Here is a 19,799-nt window from a genome sequence, read left to right on the forward strand (position 1 = left end):
AACCGATCCAGCATCCGAAGGGCGGTAATGATACCGCCGGGTGGACCATGATTGAAGGGGCTGGGCGGTGAAAAAACTGATTATTTTTCGCCCTTTCTGGTTGACTTTTGTTCTGTGCGATGGCCGTCGGCCATCTCTGTCGAGTGAATACTTCCTGACTCGATCAGGGAGTGTGGGGGCGGAAGAGGATGTTGTAATTCACTGCGTCACGGCCCGGATCCCGAATGTTGATGGCAATGCGCACGGGGGTATCCGTGGGCATGGCTTCCAGCTCTCGACCCTCGCCGGCCAAGTATTCTTCGGGCGTGAACAGGCTTTGTGCAACAACATCGCCATTCAGGTTGGAAAAGGTCAGGGCAATGGCGGGGAACGGCTGCTCGAAGTCGGCCCGGTTGATGATCACGGCATCGACCACCAGTTGCGAGCGGTTATCCGGATCGGTCCGAACCACCAGTTTCCGGCTCTGTATCGCCTCAACATTGATCAGCGGTTTGAGCTCGCATCCGGCCAGTTCACACCCTTTTTCATAAAACGGCCGCAACTCGGGAATGGCCGACAGGCGGTCGAACTGGAACCAGGTGACCTGGGCGATCAGAACACCGATCAGGCCCAGCACAATGACACTCCATACGATGGTTCGAATGCCGCTCCCGCCCGAATCGACGGCAACGGGGTCGCGACGCAGGTCCCGGAAGGGCGGGTCGGCATGGAAGGTGTCGGCCGGTCGATCCGGCTCATCGAAATCGAAACCGGATTCCTCCACAAAGTCATCGAAAGGATCAGGCTCTTTGGCGGTCCGGTCGCCCCGGGAAGCGGGTGTTTGGGTCTGCTCGAACACCGGTTCTTCCTCGAGGCTTAACTCGCGGTCGGGTTCCTGTCTGGTTTGTGGCTCGAACGCTGGCTCTTCCGGCTCGGGCTCGGGTACGGGCTCCGGTTCTGGCCGCTCTGCAGCAGACGGTTTCCGTTGCGCTGGCTCGTCATCCTGCAGAATGGCTTCGGCCCAGCTTTCATCCACATTCTCGTCGGAACTGTCAGTCTCAGCGTCTTTGTAGTCTGCTTCGTCGCGCTCGTCGAAGCTGCGGAAGCTGTCGCTGAGCTCGTCATCGGAAAAGGTCAGCTTTGTGCCGGCGTACCGGCCTTCCGCCGCATCCTCTTCCGGGTTGTCAGCAAAGACAAAATCTTCCTCGCTGACGCCGGAGCCGGCCGGTGATTGGGTGCCCGCCGGTTGCTCGGGGCTGGGTTGGGTTCGTGGTTTATCGCCGCCGGGAATAACCTGGTGTTCGATGGCGTTGAACACTTTCATGCAGTTCCCGCAGCGTACCTTGCCCTTGGCAATGCCAAGCTGTTCTTCGGTTACCCGGAACCGGGTCTGGCAATTGGGGCACTGTGTCTGCAGGCTGCTCTGGGTCATGCTTCTTCCTGAAAGCGACTGGGCTACGAGTGTCGGAGTTTAGTCGTTAAGACCGGTTTCGTCATCTGTCGTTGCGCCGTCCTGTGAGGCGTATCCACTCTTCCCGCTGTTCGGGCTCGTCCATCACGAACCAGGGCTCGTAGGCGGCCATCACTTCCCGGGCCTGGCTGGACAAAATGCCGGATAGCACGAGGTCGCCGCCGGGTCTGGTCCGGGAAGCCAGATGAGAGGCAAGGCCGATCAGAGGTTGGGCCAGGATATTGGCGAGCATGATGTCGGCTTGGGTCTCGGGTTCGTCTTCTGGCAGAAACAGGTCCAGCTTGCTGTCTTCGACACCATTACGCCGGGCGTTTTCCCGGCTGGCTTCAAGGGCCTGTGGGTCGGTATCAACGCCAATAACATGGTCTGCGCCAAGCAGCAGGGCTGCCAGGCCAAGAATGCCGGAGCCGCAGCCATAATCGATGACCTGCTTACCCTGGGCGTCCTGGCCATCGAGCCATTCCAGACAGAGGGCTGTGGTCGGATGGGTGCCGGTACCGAAGGCCAGGCCGGGGTCCAGCATCAGGTTCGCGGCATCCGGGTCCGGGGCGTCATGCCAGCTGGGCACGATCCAGAGTCGCTCGCCGAATTTCAGGGGCTGAAAATCGTCCATCCAGGCCCGCTCCCAGTCCTTGTCCTCAACCAGCGTTACTTCGATTTCGGGAAGCGCCTGCTGGGTTCGCTGGTGCCAGGCATCCCGGATATCGGCGCATAGCTGTTCGATATCCCGATCGGAGTCGAATAATCCGGTGACGGTGGTCTGGCTCCAGAGAGGGGTGGTGCCCGGGTCGGGCTCGTACAGGGGCTGGTCGGCGGCATCCTCCATGGAGACGGCGTCGGAGCCCATCTCCATGAGCAGATCTTCCAGCTGATCCGCGTTGTCCGGATCAGCCGGGATCTGGAGTTGTATCCAGGGCATGTTTAATCCCGCATCAGTTTCTCAAGGTAGTGGATGGTGAAGTCTACCTGTTTAAAGCCACCATCGCGTACCAGTTTCCGATGCAGAGGCTGGTTGGTCTTGATTCCCTCGACCACCAGTTCGTCCAGCGCGTTCTTCATCCGGCGCCGGGCAATGTCTCGGTCGTCGCCCCAGGTGATCAGTTTGGCCACCAGGGAATCGTAATAGGGCGGAACCGTGTAGCCGCTGTACAGGTGGGAATCCACCCGCACTCCATTCCCGCCAGGCGCATGGAAATGCTTGACCTTTCCAGGGCTGGGGATGAAAGTTTTCGGATCTTCGGCGTTGATCCGGCACTCCATGGCGTGCCCGGAGATCCGGATGTCGTCCTGGGTGTACTGCAGTGGCAGGCCGCTGGCGATGCGTAGCTGCTCACGCACGATGTCCACGCCGGTGACCATCTCGGAGACGGGGTGTTCCACCTGGACCCGGGTGTTCATTTCGATGAAATAGAACTCGCCGTCTTGGTACAGGAACTCGAAGGTGCCAGCGCCCACGTAGCCAATTTCCTTGCAGGCATCGACGCAGGCCTTCAGGGTGCGCTCCCGGGATTCCTGGTTGATGTTCGGGGCCGGGGCTTCCTCGATGACCTTCTGGTTCCGGCGCTGCATGGAGCAGTCGCGGTCGCCCAGATGGATGCAGTTGCCGTGCATGTCGGCCAGAACCTGTACTTCCACGTGACGTGGCGCTTCCAGGAACTTCTCGAGGTACACCGTAGGGTCGCCGAAGGCATTCTTGGCTTCGCTCTGGGTGATCTGGACACCTTTCAACAGGGCCGCCTCCGAGTGCACCACCTGCATGCCGCGTCCGCCGCCGCCGGAAGCGGCCTTGATCATCACTGGATAGCCGATTTCGCGGGCAATTCTCAGGGTCCGCTCTTCGTCGTCATCCAGCGGGCCATCCGATCCTGGCACAGTCGGAACGCCGGCCTTGATCATGGCGTTGATGGCGGACACCTTGTTGCCCATCAGCCGAATGGTATCGGCCTTGGGGCCGATGAAGCGGAAGCCGCTCTTTTCCACCTGTTCGGCAAAATCGGCGTTCTCGGCAAGGAAGCCGTAGCCGGGGTGAATACCCACGGAATCGGTGACCTCGGCGGCGCTGATGATGGTCGGGATGTTCAGGTAGCTGTCGGTGGCGCTGTTGGGGCCAATGCAGACCGACTCGTCAGCGAGGCGCACATGCATCAGGTCGCGATCGACCTGGGAATGCACTGCCACGGTCTTGATACCCAACTCCTTGCACGCGCGCAGAATCCGGAGGGCAATTTCACCCCGGTTTGCGATCAGAACTTTCTCTAACATGGCCATGAGTAGCTATCACCGCGTTCAGGAAATGACGACCAGGGGCTGGTCAAACTCAACCGGCTGGCCATTCTCGACCAGGATGTCCTGGATTGTGCCGCTCTTGTCGGCCTCAATCTGGTTCATCATCTTCATGGCTTCCACGATGCAGATGACATCACCCACGTTGACCGTCTGGCCAACTTCCACAAACGCCTTGGCGGTGGGCGACGGCGAGCGATAGAACGTACCTACCATGGGGGATTTCACAGTGTGTCCGGACGGACCCGCTGGCGCTGATGGTTCTTCAGCCGCCGGGGCAGCCGCCGCAGGGGCCGGAGCTGGCTGCTGTGCAGGCGCCGGGGCCGGATAATGACTCACGTACTGGGCGCCGGCGGCCGGCTCACGGCGGCGGGAGATACGAACCGAATCGTCCGCCTCGTGAATCTCCAGCTCCTCGACGTCGGATTCCTCGAGCAGCTCGATCAGTTTCTTGATTTTACGAATATCCATAGTCAGTCCAGTCCCGTTTTGTCAGGTCTATCGGTGAATGCGTGTCAGGGCCGCCTGGAGTGCAAGATCGTACCCCTGGCTACCCAGCCCACAGATAACGCCTTCGGCGATATCCGAGAAATAGGAGTGATGCCGGAACGGTTCCCGTGCATGCACGTTGGAAAGATGCACTTCAATAAAAGGAATTCCCGAAGCCAGCATGGCATCCCGAAGGGCAACGCTGGTGTGGGTGAAAGCGGCTGGATTGATGATGATAAAGTCCACGCCTTCTGCCCGGGCCTCGTGAACCCGTTCAATCAGTTCGTATTCGGCGTTCGATTGCAGATGCAGCAGATGGTGCCCGTGCTCCGCCGCCTGTGAACGCAACCGGTCGTCGATGTTTGCCAGCGTCTCGTAGCCATAGACCTCTGGCTCGCGTGTACCGAGCATGTTCAGGTTGGGTCCATGGAGTACGAGAATTGTCGACATGGTTCTGTCTGCCTTGGTGTCTTTTTACAGGATCGCCGAATTTAACGGCATGTTCCCCCAATGGTGCGTGCTTGTTTTGTTCAGATCAACACTTTTTGACAATCTTCCCTGTTGTCCATTGGTCGTAAAAAAGACGGCAAATGAATCGAAACGGGATCTTTCCGCTGATGACAATCATTGTCGTGAACGGAGGATCTAACTTCTATACGACGTTGGTTTCATAAAAGGTAGCAGCCGGGCAGGGACTCAGCCATGCCCGACCGAAATTTGTTCTGGAGGGTCTGCGCGGGGGGATGCGGGCCGGAACGGCCCAGAATCAGGTGTCTGCCAGAGTCACGCAGTTGCGGCCCAGTTCCTTGGAGCTGTAGAGCGCCCGGTCTGCCCGCTCGCACAATGCCTGGGAAGTGTCGTCATCCCAGGCTGCGATTCCGCAACTGAAGGTGACGTTGAATTCCCGGTCGCCGGCGGGCTGCTGGAGCTCCGAGAACCGCTCCCGGATTTCATTGAGAACGTTCCGGGCATCGCTCGGGCGGGTGTTGGGCAGGATAATGGCGAATTCCTCACCGCCATACCGGCCGATGTGATCGGTTTTGCGCAGGCGCTGTTTGAGGAACATCGACAGGCTTCGCAACACACGGTCGCCGATCGGATGGCCAAAGGTGTCGTTTACCTTCTTGAAGTAATCGATGTCGATCATCGCAAAGCACAGTGGCTGCTCTTTCTGGCGAGCCCGCACAATCTCCTGGTCCAGCAGGTGGAGCGTGTGAGTGTGATTGAACAGGCCAGTCAGGCTGTCACGGATCATCAGTGCCAGTAGAGAGCGGGCACGGCGGCCACGGTTGTGGATGGTGGCTATCAGATGTTTCGGGTCGATTGGCTTGGTCAGGAAATCGTCGCCCCCCAGACTCATGGCATGGAGCTGTTTGCTGACGTCTTCCTCTGCTGACAGGTAAATAATGGGGACGCTGTGGAAGCGATCCTGTTGACGGATGACACGGGCGATCTCCATCCCGGTGCAGCCCGGCATATACATGTCGAGGATAATGATCTCCGGGGAGAACTCTTCCAGCGCGTGGATGATCTGCATCGGGTCGGTGATGATGTGGGCGGTCATGCCAGCCTTTTTCAACACCGTTTCCATGTACTTGGCCTGGGCCCGGGAGTCGTCCAGAACAAGAACCTTGTAAGGCTCCACGGTATTGCCGTGGGTATAGGTTTCGATCTTCTCGATCAACTGGCCCGGATCGACGGCGGGATAGAAGAACTCTTCCCCGCCGCACCGTGAGGCCTGCAGACGGGTTTCAATGGAGCCATCCTCATCGCTCATGAAGATGATCGGGATGGGCGTATCGTGACGTTCCTGCAGATGCTCGATGGTGGTAATGCCGGCATTGGGAGAACCGCCGAAATTGACGTCTACCAGGATGGTCTCGGGCTTGTGGAGTGCACAGGCTTCGGTCAGTTCATCGGCGTTGGCAAAGGCCGAAGCCCGAAACCCGAAAAACTCCAGTTGCCGGATGAGGCGGCTTGCCATTTCCTGGTTGGCCAGAGCAATGTAGACCGGGGTGCGGCGAAACTGGTGAGGCGCCTCGGAACTGTTGCGGTCTGTCCTGCGCAGGGTGCTCTGGGACAGGGTTTCGATGGCATCCTGGAGCTGTCGCTCAAGGCCTTCGTCCAGTGCCGAACCCGGTTCCCACTGGTTGATCAGTTCCAGCGTGGTTTGCCCGGCCCTGGCGTGACTTTCCATTTCGAAGCGCTGGGCGTAACGCACCAGCTTGTCGGTGGCAGCGGCAAACTCGTTGCGATGGGCGGCGGCCTTGTCCCGGTCTTCGTGAATTTTCTGCCAGGTGTCCAGAACAACCCGGGCCTGGGTTGTTACACGGCGTGCGAAATGCTGCCTGAGTTTTTCTTTCTGGCTTTCGTCGTTCATGTGGCTCGGGCCTGTCTCTTTTTCGTTATTGGTCGTCCTTCCCCGGTGCGGACGATTTTTCAACCTTAGTCCTTTTGCAGAGTCTATAGTGTTTAATGTTGTCGGCGTAGGTTGCGCTATGTAAATGTTTGTCAACTCTGCGGTGCAAGTCACAAACACCTGGCCGGCTGGCTCACAGCCAATCCGGAGAAGCTCCCCATGGCACGGAAGCAAATCCTCTTGAAACGCAGGCAGCAGGGTGTGGTTACTCTGCGAACAATGCTTCTGGTGTTGACCGGAGGTTTGCTGGTAACCCTGCTGATTGCGGTTTTCATTACCAGCTTCGGGTACTTCCGGAATTATGTCTCCGATCAGTTGGCCGGCCACGCCCGTGACGGGGCTACGGCCATCGGATTGTCACTCTCCAACGCCATTGATGGTCGTGACCCGGTGGCTTCCGCCTCATTGATTGATGCGGTGTTCGACAGTGGGCGATACCTGTCCGTCAGCTACCTGAATCATCAGGGTGAGCAGGTTGCCGGGCGCGCAATGACTCTGAACAAGGTCGCTGTGCCGGCCTGGTTCCGCACTTTTGCGGATCTTCCCCTGCCGATCGCCGAGGCAGAAGTGGTCCGCGGCTGGAGCCGACTTGGCACGGTTCAGGTAATCAGCCACCCAGGTCGGGCCTACGAAGACCTTTGGCGAATCACCATTGGTCTGACTGCCAGTACTGCGGTTATTGGCGGTATTGGACTATTTGCGGTTTTCCTGCTGCTTCGCCGGACCCTGCGGCCGCTGCATGCTCTGGAGGATCAGGCCAGGGCCCTGGGCCAGAGGGATTTCAGGAAACGGGTGTCGATCAAGTCGACCCGTGAAATCAACCAGGTCACGGACGCCATGAACCAGATGGCGGGTGATCTGGGCCAGCTTTTTGAGGGCCAGGCCAAACTCATCCAGCACCTGCGCCGGGTCAATAACGAGGATTCGGTCACCGGGCTGGCCAGCCGGGGTGCCTTTGACCAGCGCCTGAAAGTCGAAGTGGAATCCGAGGAAAAGGCCGCGCCCGGGGTTCTCATACTGATTCAGCTGGCGGATTTTTCCGGGTATAACCAGGCCTATGGCCGGAGCGAAGCGGATCGGCTGCTGTTGAGAGTGGCCACAGTGATTGCAGAGTTCGTCAGGCAGCATGCCGGATCGTTTGCCGGTCGACGAACCGGTGCCGAGTTTGCCATTTTCCTGCCCGGTGTCATGCCGGCCGACGCCGGTGTCTGGTGTCGGCAACTGGTAAATGACCTTGACGGGGTGTATTCGGATCTTGCCTCACCCATGGATACAGCCGTGCATGCCGGGCTGGCGAGAACGCTTGAGGGCCGCGGAGCCCGCGATCTCATGGCTGCTGCGGACGAAGCCCTGCGGACCGCCCAGAGTAGCAACGGCACGGGCTGTCACCTGGCGGATCCGGAGAAGGATGGCCATCACAATCTGGAGACCTGGCGGGTAATCATCAGTGAGGCGATCCGTCGACAGACACTTTCGCTCTGGCTCCAGCCCATGGTCCACGAAGGTCGTCTCATGCCGGTTTATCACCAGGTGTTCTCCCGCATTGATTCCGTTGAAGGGGCCCTGAAGGCAGGTACCTTTGTGCCCATGGCCGAGCGCTTCGGCCTGATTTCCGATATTGATCGACTGTTGGTCCAGCGGGTACTGGATCGTTTGAAAGACCTGCCCGATCAGCCTCTGGCCGTCTCACTTGGCAATGCGTCCGTGGCCAACGAGGCCTTTCGTACGGACTTGCTTGAACAACTGGGGCAGGCCGGTTCGCTGGCCCGAAATCTCTGGATAGGTATCTCCGAACAGACCATTCACCATCACCGCACGGCAGTGGGCCTGCTGGTCAGGGCGCTGGGGCGCCTGGGGGTGCCGGTACTGGTAGACCGCTTCGGCGTTGGTGGCGTGCCATTCAGTTATCTCAGAAATCTGAGGTTTCAGGGCCTGCGTATCGATAACAGTTTCATCCATGACATCGACACCCACGAGGATAACCGCTTCTACATAGAGTCCGTTGTGGCCATCGCACACAGCCGCGGCGTGAAAGTGTTCGCTACAGGAGTGGAAACAGCCGCGGAATACTCGGTACTCTGTAAGCTGGGTGTCGACGGAGCCATGGGTTACCATCTTGGTCGGCCGTTTGCCGCTGATAATCAACAGACAGGGGATTAAGAGTCATATGCCAGGCAAAATCAGACAGTACTTCAAGGACAAGAAAGACGATGTTCAGGATTATGCCGGTGGCAGCGGCGTGATCGGCAAACTGATTCTGGCGCTGGTTGTGGTCTACCTGCTGGTGGCTTTGGTGCTTGGCATGTTCTGGAGCAGCGAGCCGGAAACTTTCTCGGTGCGCGAACATACCCGGTCGGTGGCCAACTCCATGGAAAGGGAACCCATCACCGGCTTCGCCACCACGGTGACCATGATTCGAATTGGCGAAACCCTGCTGGACAAGCCTGGTGGCTACATCTCCAACGACGTTTTCCCTCCCGGGCTTTGGCTGGACAACATGCCCAACTGGGAATATGGCGTGCTGGTTCAGCTCCGTGACCTTTCGCGTGCCATGCGCAAAGATATCAGCCGCTCCCAGAGTCAGTCGGCCGAGGATCAGGATCTGGTCATTGCCGAGCCCCAGTTCCACTTCGACAGCGAGAGCTGGGCCATTCCCTCAACAGAGGCTGAGTACCGCCGGGGTATCACCGCTTTGAAGCGCTATCTTGATCGTCTGTCGAACCCGGAACAGGCTGATGCCCAGTTTTTCGCGCGTGCAGACAACCTGAGTAACTGGCTGGCAGACCTGGAAACCCGGTTGGGCAGCCTCTCCCGGACTCTGGGGGAAAGTGTGGGCAAAGCTTCCGTTTCTGATGCCGTGGTGAATATGGATGCGGGAGATCCTCTGGCTGAAGAAACCACGGGAGAAGATATCAAAACGCCATGGACCAAGATTGACGATGTGTTCTATGAGGCCCGAGGCAGTTCCTGGGCGCTCCTGCACATCTTCCGGGCGATCGAAGTGGATTTCCGCAAAGTTCTCCAGGACAAGAACGCCATGGCCAGCGTACGGCAGGTCATTATCGAGCTTGAGGGTGCCCAGGGCGAAATGTGGAGCCCGGTTATTCTGAATGGCAGTGGCTTCGGCGTGCTGGCCAATCACTCTCTCACGATGGCCGCTTACCTTTCACGGGCGAACTCGGCAATCAGTGATATGCGGGATCTGCTGTCCCGGGGTTGAGGTCAACGGGCTTTCAGCCAGACATTAAAAAACCGGGCTCAAGGCCCGGTTTTTTAATGCCACGAAAAGTCCGGCTCAGCCTTTGTAGGCGTTCACGGAATCTACGATGGCTTTCCTGGCGGCTTCTGCGTTATCCCAGCCTTGCACCTTCACCCATTTGCCCGGCTCGAGAGTCTTGTAGTTCTCGAAGAAGTGCTTGATCTGGTCGCGCAGCAGCTCCGGCAGATCGGTGATTTCCTTCACATCGTGGTAGGTAGTGGTCAGCTTGTCGTGGGGTACGGCTACCAGCTTGGCATCACCACCGGCTTCGTCTTCCATGTTCAGAACACCCACTGGACGGGCGCGGATCACAGAGCCGGCTTGCACCGGGTAGGGTGTGACCACCAGCACGTCGAGGGGGTCACCGTCGTCGGCCAGGGTGTGCGGGATGAAGCCATAGTTGGCCGGGTAGAACATGGGGGTGGCCATGAAACGGTCTACCAGCAGGGCGCCCATGTCTTTGTCCAGTTCGTACTTCACCGGGGAGCTGTTGGCCGGGATTTCGATGGCAACGTAGATGTCTTCAGGCGGGTTCTTGCCTGCGGGGATGTTGTCGAATTGCATGTGCGATCCTTCCTGGTACGTTAACGGTACGTTTAACTGCGGTTAAAAAGTGGGCGCAATTATACGGGAGTATCCTGCAGTTCGAAACTAAACCTTGGTCGTTGAGTTTGGTGCAAGCGGCTATCTGGCGGGACCTTCCGAAAAACGCCCGTGAATACGTCCATGTAGGGCTCGGTCGCGCCATCCTTGGCGCTCCACGTTTTCGGAAGGTCCCGCCAGATACCCGCCCGAACCTTTGAGGAAGGCCGCTGAATTACGCCCGAAACAAGCGCACATGGACGTGCTTGTAGCGTGTTTTGGGAAAGCTACTGACATGGCCCGCCACCAAAACCCGGCAGGCTGGGGCAGAACCAGAAGACACGATCGACGCCAGCGGGCTAGAGCTTGATCTGCTTGGCGATGAGCTCCTTCATGATCTCGGTGGTGCCGCCGCCGATGGAGAGAATCTTGGCGTCACGGAAGAGGCGCTCGACGACGGTTTCACGCATGTATCCCATGCCACCGAACAGCTGCACCGCTTCCCGGGTGACCTTTTCGCAGACATCCACCGAGAAATTTTTGGCCATGGCCACTTCCTTGATGGGGTTCTTCCCGGCCTGCATCAGGGCCGCGCAGCGGTAGGTGTATTCACGGGCTACGTCGATCTGGGTGGCCATATCCACCAGTTTGTGGCGGGTTACCTGGAAGCCGGCAATGTTGCGGCCGAATGCCTTGCGTTGCTGGGTGTACTCCAGTGCTGCCTCGTAGGCGAGCTGGGCGGTCATATAGGCCATGATGGACAGGCTCAGGCGTTCGGCCAAGAAGTTGCTCATGATGGCGATGAAGCCGGCGTTTTCGGCGCCGATCAGGCGGTCGGCAGGAACCCGGCAGTCCTCGAAAAACAGCTCCGCGGTATCGCTGGCCCACCAGCCCATTTTGCGCAGTTTCTTGCCGGTGGAGAAACCGGGCATCTCGCGGTCGATCAGTAACAGGCTGATGCCACCGTGGCCCTCGCCGCCGGTGCGTACGGCAACCGTGTAGTGGTCGGCGCGCATGCCGCTGGTGATGAAGGTTTTGCTGCCGTTGACGATGTAATGGTCACCATCGCGGACCGCTCGGGTTTTTAGGTTGGCGACATCGGAACCGCCGCCGGGTTCGGTCACTGCCAGGGCGGCGATTTTTTCGCCGCGCAGTACCGGCGGCACAATCTGTTCCCGGACTTCCTTTTTCGCCCATTTGGCGACCGGTGGCAGGCCGATATCCAGGGAGCCCAGGCCGGCCACCAGGCCGCCGGAGGTGGAGCGCATCAGTTCTTCAGACACAGCCACTTTGAGGAAAATGTCGCCTTCCCCGATGCCGCCCAATGCTTCGGGAAAACCAATGCCCAACAAACCGGCATCGCCGGCTTTTTTGTAGAGATCCCGGGGAAATTCGCCCGCTTCTTCCCAGTCGTCGATGTGGGGTAGTACGTGGGTTTCGATGAACTTGCGGGCGGTCGCACGGACCTGCTGGTGGGTTTCGTTGAAGTAGTCGGACACGGTGGAGCTCCCTCTGATCGGAATCAATGCAGGGCAGTGTCGCCGAAAAACTGATACCAAGCAAGCGCTTGGTTTATGATCTTCCAGGCAATAAAAAAGCTGGCCCGAAAGGCCAGCTTCGACAATCGAGCAGTGATAGAAATCGGTCAGGCGCCCTCGCTGGAGATAGTTTTCACCCCGTCTTTGGTGCCGAGCAGTAACAGATCCGCGCGCCGGCGGGCGAACAGGCCGTTGGTGACCACGCCAACAATGTTGTTGAGCTGCTCTTCCACCCGGATCGGCTGGGAAATATCCATGTTGTGGACATCGATGATGATGTTGCCGTTATCGGTGACAACCCCCTCACGATAAACCGGGTCGCCGCCCAGTCTTACAATCTCCCGGCCAACATGGCTTCGGGCCATGGGGATGACCTCCACGGGCAGGGGAAAGGCGCCAAGGATACCAACCATTTTGGAGTCGTCGGCAATGCAGATGAACGTCTTGGCCACCGCTGCCACGATCTTTTCCCGGGTCAGTGCGGCGCCGCCACCCTTGATCAGTTCCAGGCGTTCGTTGGTTTCGTCAGCGCCATCCACGTAGAACTCCAGCCCACTGACGCTGTTGAGATCATAAACCGGGATTCCGTGGCTTTTCAGGCGCTCGGCGGTCGCTTCCGAGCTGGCGACGGCGCCGTCGAATTCGGTTTTCAGTTCCGCGAGCATGTCGATGAAGAAATTGGCCGTGCTGCCGGTGCCCACACCGATCACGCTGTCGCTATCCAGGCGAGGGGCAATGTAGTCAATGGCGGCTTTGGCGACGGCTTTTTTCAGTTCGTCCTGGGTCATCTGGGGCTCCGGCTGCAAATCAGGTTGGATTTAGGCGGATTATAACGCTTAAGCACCCTCTGCTTATAGACGGCTGCCGTGCAAACTTTCTACACTGTGGGTTTTTCTCAGCCAGCCATCACACACCAACCAAAAGCCGGAACTGCTATGCCGCAACGCTACATCAAGAAGATTCTCGATGCGCGCGTCTATGACGTGGCCATCGAAACACCCCTGACTGAAGCCCGTAGTCTGTCAAAGCGCTTTGGCAACAATATTCTGCTCAAGCGTGAAGACCTTCAGCCGGTGTTTTCCTTCAAGATTCGCGGTGCCTACAACCGGATTGCGCAGCTTTCCGAGGAGCAGAAGGCCAAGGGCGTGATCTGTGCATCTGCTGGCAATCATGCCCAGGGTGTGGCGCTGGCGGCCAAGAACCTCGGTATCAAGGCGGTAATTGTAATGCCGCAGACCACGCCGGAGATCAAGGTGCGTTCGGTGCGTGACCATGGTGCCAAAGTGGTCCTGAAAGGCGACGCCTTTGACGAAGCCGCTGCTCACGCCCAGGAGCTGATCCAGAAACACGGCTACACCTACATCCCGCCCTACGATGATCCGGATGTCATTGCCGGTCAGGGTACGGTGGCCATGGAGATCATGTGGCAGTTCAGCAAGCCGATTCACGCGATCTTTATTTGCGTTGGTGGCGGCGGTCTCATCGCTGGCATGGCTGCTTACATCAAGTACCTGCGTCCGGAAATCAAGGTGATCGGCGTTGAGCCGGAGGACTCCAACTGTCTGCAGGCAGCCATGAAGGCCGGCAAGCGGGTAGTGCTGGACGAGGTGGGCATCTTTGCCGATGGCGTGGCGGTCAAGCAGATCGGCAAGCATCCCTGGGAAATCTGTAAAGACTACGTGGACGAGGTGATCACCGTATCCACCGACGAAATCTGCGCCGCCATCAAGGATGTGTTCGAGGACACCCGCTCCATTGCCGAGCCGGCCGGTGCCCTGGGTGTGGCGGGCATCAAGAAGTACATCGAGCGGGAGAAAGTGGAGGGCGAAAACCTGATTGCCACCCTCAGCGGTGCCAACATGAACTTTGACCGCCTTCGCTACATTTCCGAGCGTACGGAAGTGGGCGAGAAGCGCGAGGCAATCCTGGCAGTGACCATCCCGGAAAAGCCGGGTGCCTTCAAAACCTTTATCAACGCCCTGCACAAGCGCAGCATCACCGAATTTAATTACCGCTACGCGGACGCCACCAATGCCACCATTTTCGTGGGCATCCAGATCGCAGCGGGCGGCCACGGCCGTGAAGACCTGGTGCAGGATCTCCGGGAGAACGGCTATTCGGTCGTCGATCTGACTGACAGCGATCTGGCCAAGCAGCACATTCGCCACATGGTGGGCGGCCACGCGCCGACGATCACGAACGAAAAAGTGTTCCAGTTCGAATTCCCGGAGCGCCCGGGGGCGTTGCTGAAGTTCCTGATGTCGCTGGGTACCCGCTGGAATATTTCCATGTTCCACTACCGCAACCACGGGGCAGCCTACAGCCGTGTTCTGCTGGGAGCCCAGGTGGACGACGACGAGGTGCAGGATTTCGAGAAAATGCTGGATAAGGTCGGCTTCCGCTATGAAAACATGACGGATAATGAGGCTTATCAGCTGTTTCTTGGGCAAGGAAATGCCCGGTCGAATTAACGCAGAGTAGGCCGGGGTCTGGTGGAGCTTTCCAAAACTGTGCGGAGCCATGGGTGGAGCGCGAAAGCGCTTCACGGGTAGGCCATGGATGGCCTTCCCAGGACCCTCAGCGCGACGCAGGAGCAAGAAGCGCTGAGGGGCGGAGCCAAGCGTACATGGAGGTATTTACAGCGTGTTTTGGAAAGCTCCACCAGACCCTGGCCGGTCGCCGCACACAATGCTTACTGAATTTTAATCTGTCAAAAATTGTAAAAGTACAGATAGGTGTTAGTCTTTCTTCTGATTCTTGAAGTCAAGAATAGCTGACTGATTTCCCGACACTTTTAAAGCGCATTTTGAGGAACTGAAGCCATGGGCGGCAAGCCTGACATCATCAAAGCCATTGTGCTGATTTTTGCCATCGGCCTTGTGATTACTGGTTTCACATCCATCCACGCCTCTGAAGACAAAGACGCGCGAGCGGCCAATCTGGTCGGCTCCGTTCAGGTCATGAGTCAGCCGCTGAACCGGTAACGTCGCTTATCGGTCACCACGCTGTGTAGGGGCACATCCCAGGGCTCTATTGGCAGCTTTTCTACCTTTTGAAAATCATGAGCCAGGCCAATCAGCTTCGGCGCCAGCCTTGGTCGTATCTGGCTGAAGGCGAACGTTCTGTCGTAGAATCCGCCTCCCATTCCCAGTCTTCCGCCCTGCTCGTCAAAGCCTACTAACGGAAACAGTACCGCATCCAGGGCCCAGGCCGGGCGCCGCAGGCCTTTGCTGAACGCCGGCTCGGGGATGCCAAACCGGTTGGCGGTGAGCTCTACACCGTCGTAATAGGGGCTGAAAACCAGCCTGCCTTCATGGATCGGATGCAGTACCGGCAGATAGAAGCGGATGCCTTTGCGGCGGGCGATGTCCAGGTAGACGTGGGGATCAATCTCGCCGTCATTGGGCAGGTAAATGGCAATATGCCGGGCGCGGTGAAGGTCTGGATTCTTCAGCAGGTTGAGTGCGAGATACTCGGCGGCCTGTTGCTGTTGCTCGAAACTCAACGAGCGACGATGCTGTCGCAGATGCTTGCGAAGTTCACTGCGTGAGAAGGTGTCAGGATGGGTCTGGAACGGTTGAGGCTCGATAAACTGGCTCAAAATAAAGCTTCCCGGGCTGCCGTTATCGGATGTGGCCCTTGAACCCAGAGTTCAAGGTCGGTGGCCGCTGTGACATATTAGGCTTTCCCCTGTCGGGGACGTGCTCACAATGCCCTGAAGTAGCCACCTGGGTAGTGCGCATCGGCTCGAGGACGTATCCGACTATCCCGAACAGCCCAGGAAGTTGTTTCCATTATACGGGCAGTGGCGGGGCCGATTGCAACACCTGTCTCCGATTCTCTGCCGATTCAACGGCCCGAGCCGTCACCCAGGGCACCGTCGAGTTTACTGTCCATGGCGCGCAGCAGCGTGCTGGTGGCGTCCGACATGGTGTCCCGCTCGAGCAGTTCATGGGTAATGTTCAGAGCTGCCATAACGGCAATGCGCTCGGTGCCGAACACCTTGCCGCTGGCGCGGATTTCGCGCATTTTGCTGTCCAGGTGGCGGGCAGCCCGCAGCAGTGCTTCCTGCTCTTCTTCCGGGCACGCGACCAGGTATTCCTTGTCGAGGATCTTCACCTCAACCGTGGTGGATTGCTGTGCCATCAGTGATGCTCCAGGGCCCGAAGGCGGCTGATCATAGCTTCGATCTTGTGCTTTGCGTGATCGTTCTTCTGCACCAGCTGGGCCCGTTCCCGGTTCCAGTCATCTTGCAGCTCCCGCAATGTGGCGTTGTCCCGCTCAAGTTTCTGACAGCGCTCAATCAGCCTGTCCAGCTTGTCCGCTAATGCCTGTACTTCGGACTGTTCCATGACGTGCCCAGCAGTGGTTTGAGGTAATTGCAACTAACTATAAGTGTGGACGCTAAGTCGGTCAATTTACAGGCTTGTCATTGCGTTCCCTGCGTGATGCGCATCACTGATCCGCGGGTTCGCCAAAGCCCAGTCGGCGGCTCTGGCGCCAGGTGCTGAAGGCCGGTATGAGCGCCACGATGAAGGCTGCGATTGGCACCGAGACGAGCAATGCCCATTCCTCGGAAGTCAGCGGACGCAGGGCGATCTGCAGGCCATAGTTGGTCAGCAGCCACGGGCTTGCCAGTGAGACGCCTGCCATTCCAATGGCAAGGGCCAGCACGCAGGCCGCGACAGCAAGGGCGACACATTCAATGATATACAGCGAGGCGATAAGAGCTGGAGAGGCACCGGTAGCTCTGAGTACGGCAATTTCGTGGGCGCGTTGCGCCTGTATGGTTAACAGAACAGCGATGAGTCCAATCAGGCTGGTAATCACGACGAATACGGTGATGCCCAGCAACGCCCGCTCGAACTGGCCCATCAGCTGCCAGAGCTCGCTCAGCGCAACGCCAGGGAGTATGGCTGACAGCGGCTCACCGGTGAACTGGTTGATTTCCCGCTGTATCCGGAATGTCAGCACCTGTCTTTCGATGCCGATAAACGCGGCGGTAATGGCATCGGGGGTGAAATCACGGCCTTCCGCCTGTTCCCGGGTAATTGTCCGGCCCGGAATGGCGACCCCGGATTCCCAGCCCACGTGCATCGCCTCCATGCCATCCAGACCAATGTAAACCGCCTGGTCCACTGGCGTCCCGGTGGGTGCGAGTATGCCAGTAACGGTAAACGGCGTGTCTTCATGGTTGGAGAAGCTGGTTCTGCCGCCACCATGGGACAGTATGATTTCTTCGCCCACCTGATGAGCCAGCGACCGTGCTACGCCTGCGCCCAACACAACATCAAAGACCCCTTCAAACCACTGGCCCTCTGCCAGTTCAAGCGGCAGGTCGCGGCCGTAACGGAAGTGCTTCAGAAAGTTCTCGTCGGTAGCGACCACTCGATTGCCCCGGTAGCTGTCTCCCAGGGAAATCGGAATCAGCCACTCGAGGCGAGAATCATCCTTCAGGCTCTGGTAGGTAGACCAGCGAATGTTGTTGGTGGCATCGCCAATATGAAACACGGTGTACAGCAGCAGGTTTAGCTGACCGCTGCGGGCGCCGACGATCAGGTCGGTGCCACTGATGGTGCTGGTGAAAGACTGTTTGACTTCGGTACGTAGGTACTGGATGCCCAGTAGCAAGGAAACACTCAGGGTAAGCGTCAGGCACACCAGGGCCAGTACCTTGTTCCGGTGCCACAGGCTGGCCAGGGCCAGTGTCAAAGCAAGGCGTGCTTTCATGTCCGGTTACCCCGTAGTTCCAGCTGATTACCGAAATGGCGGGCGAGGGACTGATCGTGACTGACGAACAGCACGGAGGTGTTATGCCGGTGGGCAAGGTGCAGAAGCAGTTCCAGAAACCGGTCACGGTTGTCAGCATCCAGCGCGGAGGTGGGCTCGTCCGCGAGAATCAGACCCGGCGCGCCAATCAGTGCCCGGGCGGCTGCGATCCGCTGTTGCTGGCCAATGCTCAGCCTGGTGACTTTTCGCTGCCAGTGATCTTCGGGGATCGACAGGGCGGCAAGCAATCTCTCAGCTTCCTCTGCGACCGTCGGTTCGGTGTGCTGTTTGCGCAGTTCAGACAATCCGCAGGGTAAGGTGACGTTGGCTCGGGTCGTCAGGTAAGGCACCAGATTGAACTGCTGGAAGATAACACCCAGATGGTCGGCGCGGAATTGGTCCCGGGCGCCGGCGCCGAGCCGGTGAATGTCGGTATCCAGTATCCGCACTGAGCCGGCGTGGGGCCGAAGCATGCCCGCCAGGAGGCTCAGGAGTGTGCTTTTGCCGCTGCCGCTGGGGCCGTGTAGAAACAGGTGCTCGCCGCGCTTGAGGTTGATATCCGGAAAACTGAGGGGTGCCTGTGCCGGGTCCCAGGAAAACACAAGCCCGCTGACGTCAATCGCGGTTGACGTACTTCGGGAACTGTTGCTGGTTGAGTCTGTCTTGCTGGTCATGTTGGTTGCTGTCTGCCCGGTGTATGATGGCGGTTTCCCAGTTTCCGTATCAGGAGTTTGTGGTCCAATGATGTTTGCCCCGGCGCGTTCGCGCTTTGCGCTGCCCTCGATCACTGCGCTTGTCCTGGCGCTCTTGCTCCCGGCAGCCAGCCAGGCCGAAACCAGGGAAATCGACTGGCTCGAGCTGATGCCTGCCGAGGACCTGGCGCTGCTGGAGAATATGCCAGAGATTGAACACGAGGGCGATGGCCCGCCACTGCTGCCTGACGAGATCATGACCGGCCGGGTTGTGCCGGAGATGGGCAATGTGGAAGGGCGCATCCCCGGGTTTGCGGTGCCCCTGAAAACAACCGAGGATATGCGCATCCTGGAGTTCTTCCTGGTGCCTTACTACGGCGCCTGTATTCATGTGCCGCCACCACCGCCGAACCAGATCATTCACGTGAAGTACAAGGAAGGTTTCACCCTTGAGGCCCTGTACGATCCGGTCTGGATCGAAGGCAAGCTGGTGATCGACCGCACCGAAAATGACATTGGCACCTCGTCCTATTCGATGGTTGCAACGAATGTCGAGCCCTATACGGAGTAGGGCTCGCAAAACTCTGTCCTCTGCCTTATTGGCCCTTCAGGCTGAAACTGCTTTCTGGCTGTTCGAGGCGCGTTGATCCCTGGCCTCCTGACCACACCCACTGGACACCGAGATCTTCAATCTCGGGAAAGCGCTCGGTGAGGGGAATCAGCAGCGCTTCTGCGGATGCCAGTCCGGTGCAATTCAGAACCTGGGTCACTTCGAAATCCGAGTGGCCGTATCCTTCCGAATGCTCGTGTTCGTTATGCTCGTGGTGGTCGTGTCCATTACTGTTATGGCCATGGTCGTGGTGGTCGCCAGACCCATCACCAGCCTCATGATAAACCTCAGCGCTCGCCACCTTGCAGCTGGCATCTGGCGTGTTGATCAGCGGTGTGCGCTCGAGCCATTCTTCGGTTTCCTTGACCAGGGCTTTCTGGTCGTCTGTCCGAGCGCGGTGTTCGAATCCGAGCAGGTTGTAGGCGGGCGACGTGAAAATCAGATCGATCTGATTGCCATCCAGTGCTACCTGCAGTTCGGCATGACCATGTTGGTGAGCTCCCGGATTGTCGCTGGCATTCGCGCTAAGGGCCATCAGAGCACTGCTGGTAGCCAGAAATACGGCGTTGAGTTTTGATCGCTTCATGGCAGGAAGTTCCACGTTAATTGATATGTTATAACATATTGTTCTCTCGCCGGTTAAAAATCAACAGGCAGTGCCTTGAGGGCGCCTGAATGCTAAAGTAGGCGTCTAATCCACCAACACAG

General features: G+C 58.4%; 20 protein-coding genes and 1 other RNA gene. 5 read left to right on the top strand and 16 right to left on the bottom strand.

Translation table 11 applies throughout. From position 1 onward, the window contains the following. Positions 1–163 precede the first annotated feature (163 nt). The 6 genes from ABNF92_RS13040 to ABNF92_RS13065 all read right to left on the bottom strand — a co-directional run bounded on the left by ABNF92_RS13040 (position 164) and on the right by ABNF92_RS13065 (position 6,602). Entirely contained in the window at positions 164–1,411 is a 1,248-nt protein-coding gene (locus ABNF92_RS13040) for a DUF3426 domain-containing protein (RefSeq protein WP_349342380.1), read from the bottom strand. Positions 1,412–1,472: 61 nt separating this feature from the next. Next, positions 1,473–2,369, bottom strand: a complete 897-nt coding sequence (gene prmA / locus ABNF92_RS13045) for a 50S ribosomal protein L11 methyltransferase (RefSeq protein WP_069182018.1) — start codon at positions 2,367–2,369, stop codon at positions 1,473–1,475. A gap of 2 nt (positions 2,370–2,371) precedes the next feature. Beyond that, entirely contained in the window at positions 2,372–3,718 is a 1,347-nt protein-coding gene (gene accC, locus ABNF92_RS13050) for an acetyl-CoA carboxylase biotin carboxylase subunit (RefSeq protein ID WP_069182017.1), read from the bottom strand. Between the two features lie 18 nt (positions 3,719–3,736). Continuing rightward, the gene (gene accB, locus ABNF92_RS13055; protein WP_349342381.1) at positions 3,737–4,204 is read right to left on the bottom strand and encodes an acetyl-CoA carboxylase biotin carboxyl carrier protein; all 468 of its coding nucleotides are present in this window, start codon (positions 4,202–4,204) and stop codon (positions 3,737–3,739) included. Positions 4,205–4,231: 27 nt separating this feature from the next. After that, positions 4,232–4,672, bottom strand: coding sequence for a type II 3-dehydroquinate dehydratase (gene aroQ / locus ABNF92_RS13060; protein ID WP_069182015.1), 441 nt, complete (start codon positions 4,670–4,672; stop codon positions 4,232–4,234). Between the two features lie 316 nt (positions 4,673–4,988). After that, positions 4,989–6,602: a diguanylate cyclase gene (locus tag ABNF92_RS13065; protein ID WP_069182014.1), complete on the bottom strand. Its 1,614-nt coding sequence runs from the start codon at positions 6,600–6,602 to the stop codon at positions 4,989–4,991. 198 nt (positions 6,603–6,800) lie between these two features. Here ABNF92_RS13065 and ABNF92_RS13070 point away from each other — a divergent pair, with 198 nt between their 5' ends. Both ABNF92_RS13070 and ABNF92_RS13075 read left to right on the top strand, forming a co-directional pair. Then, positions 6,801–8,801, top strand: coding sequence for an EAL domain-containing protein (locus ABNF92_RS13070; RefSeq protein WP_349342382.1), 2,001 nt, complete (start codon positions 6,801–6,803; stop codon positions 8,799–8,801). A gap of 7 nt (positions 8,802–8,808) precedes the next feature. Beyond that, a complete protein-coding gene (locus ABNF92_RS13075) occupies positions 8,809–9,861 on the top strand; it encodes a DUF2333 family protein (RefSeq protein WP_069182012.1) in 1,053 nt (350 codons plus the stop codon). 75 nt (positions 9,862–9,936) lie between these two features. Here the strand turns inward: ABNF92_RS13075 and ppa are convergent, their stop codons facing one another. The 3 genes from ppa to rpiA all read right to left on the bottom strand — a co-directional run bounded on the left by ppa (position 9,937) and on the right by rpiA (position 12,808). Then, positions 9,937–10,464 carry an inorganic diphosphatase gene (gene ppa, locus ABNF92_RS13080; protein ID WP_069182011.1) on the bottom strand — a complete coding sequence of 176 codons (528 nt, stop codon included), beginning with the start codon at positions 10,462–10,464 and terminating at the stop codon, positions 9,937–9,939. A 377-nt stretch (positions 10,465–10,841) separates the two neighbouring features. After that, positions 10,842–11,981, bottom strand: a complete 1,140-nt coding sequence (locus ABNF92_RS13085; RefSeq protein WP_349342383.1) for an acyl-CoA dehydrogenase family protein — start codon at positions 11,979–11,981, stop codon at positions 10,842–10,844. 146 nt (positions 11,982–12,127) lie between these two features. Next, complete coding sequence (gene rpiA / locus ABNF92_RS13090; protein WP_349342384.1) at positions 12,128–12,808, bottom strand: ribose-5-phosphate isomerase RpiA; 681 nt, start codon at positions 12,806–12,808, stop codon at positions 12,128–12,130. Positions 12,809–12,955: 147 nt separating this feature from the next. Between rpiA and ilvA the strand changes: the two genes are divergently transcribed. Then, positions 12,956–14,491, top strand: coding sequence for a threonine ammonia-lyase, biosynthetic (ilvA, locus tag ABNF92_RS13095; RefSeq protein WP_069182008.1), 1,536 nt, complete (start codon positions 12,956–12,958; stop codon positions 14,489–14,491). A 351-nt stretch (positions 14,492–14,842) separates the two neighbouring features. Further along, positions 14,843–15,004: a hypothetical protein gene (locus ABNF92_RS13100; protein WP_167352681.1), complete on the top strand. Its 162-nt coding sequence runs from the start codon at positions 14,843–14,845 to the stop codon at positions 15,002–15,004. Here ABNF92_RS13100 and ABNF92_RS13105 read toward each other — a convergent pair. From ABNF92_RS13105 to ABNF92_RS13130, 6 genes are all read right to left on the bottom strand, one after another. Then, positions 14,986–15,621 (bottom strand): 5-formyltetrahydrofolate cyclo-ligase, encoded by a 636-nt coding sequence (locus tag ABNF92_RS13105; RefSeq protein ID WP_349342385.1) that lies wholly within the window; start codon positions 15,619–15,621, stop codon positions 14,986–14,988. The two genes, ABNF92_RS13100 and ABNF92_RS13105, sit on opposite strands and share 19 nt — an antisense overlap. Positions 15,622–15,625: 4 nt before the next feature. Then, a non-coding RNA gene (gene ssrS, locus ABNF92_RS13110) (6S RNA) lies at positions 15,626–15,807 on the bottom strand. A gap of 62 nt (positions 15,808–15,869) precedes the next feature. Next, complete coding sequence (locus tag ABNF92_RS13115; RefSeq protein ID WP_069182006.1) at positions 15,870–16,166, bottom strand: cell division protein ZapA; 297 nt, start codon at positions 16,164–16,166, stop codon at positions 15,870–15,872. Beyond that, positions 16,166–16,372, bottom strand: a complete 207-nt coding sequence (locus tag ABNF92_RS13120) for a TIGR02449 family protein (protein ID WP_008170964.1) — start codon at positions 16,370–16,372, stop codon at positions 16,166–16,168. The genes ABNF92_RS13115 and ABNF92_RS13120 overlap by 1 nt, the downstream gene beginning before the upstream one ends. A 103-nt stretch (positions 16,373–16,475) precedes the next feature. After that, positions 16,476–17,750 carry an ABC transporter permease gene (locus ABNF92_RS13125; RefSeq protein ID WP_349342386.1) on the bottom strand — a complete coding sequence of 425 codons (1,275 nt, stop codon included), beginning with the start codon at positions 17,748–17,750 and terminating at the stop codon, positions 16,476–16,478. After that, the gene (locus ABNF92_RS13130) at positions 17,747–18,463 is read right to left on the bottom strand and encodes an ABC transporter ATP-binding protein (RefSeq protein ID WP_069182004.1); all 717 of its coding nucleotides are present in this window, start codon (positions 18,461–18,463) and stop codon (positions 17,747–17,749) included. The genes ABNF92_RS13125 and ABNF92_RS13130 overlap by 4 nt, the downstream gene beginning before the upstream one ends. A gap of 67 nt (positions 18,464–18,530) precedes the next feature. Between ABNF92_RS13130 and ABNF92_RS13135 the strand changes: the two genes are divergently transcribed. Next, positions 18,531–19,052 (top strand): DUF3299 domain-containing protein, encoded by a 522-nt coding sequence (locus ABNF92_RS13135; RefSeq protein ID WP_349342387.1) that lies wholly within the window; start codon positions 18,531–18,533, stop codon positions 19,050–19,052. A 25-nt stretch (positions 19,053–19,077) separates the two neighbouring features. Here ABNF92_RS13135 and ABNF92_RS13140 read toward each other — a convergent pair whose 3' ends face one another. Then, on the bottom strand, positions 19,078–19,677 hold the full coding sequence (locus tag ABNF92_RS13140; RefSeq protein ID WP_349342388.1) for a DUF2796 domain-containing protein: 600 nt from the start codon (positions 19,675–19,677) through the stop codon (positions 19,078–19,080). Positions 19,678–19,799 lie beyond the last annotated feature (122 nt).

Source organism: Marinobacter sp. MMG032 (assembly GCF_040112695.1).
In the GTDB taxonomy this organism is placed as follows: Bacteria; Pseudomonadota; Gammaproteobacteria; order Pseudomonadales; family Oleiphilaceae; genus Marinobacter; species Marinobacter salsuginis.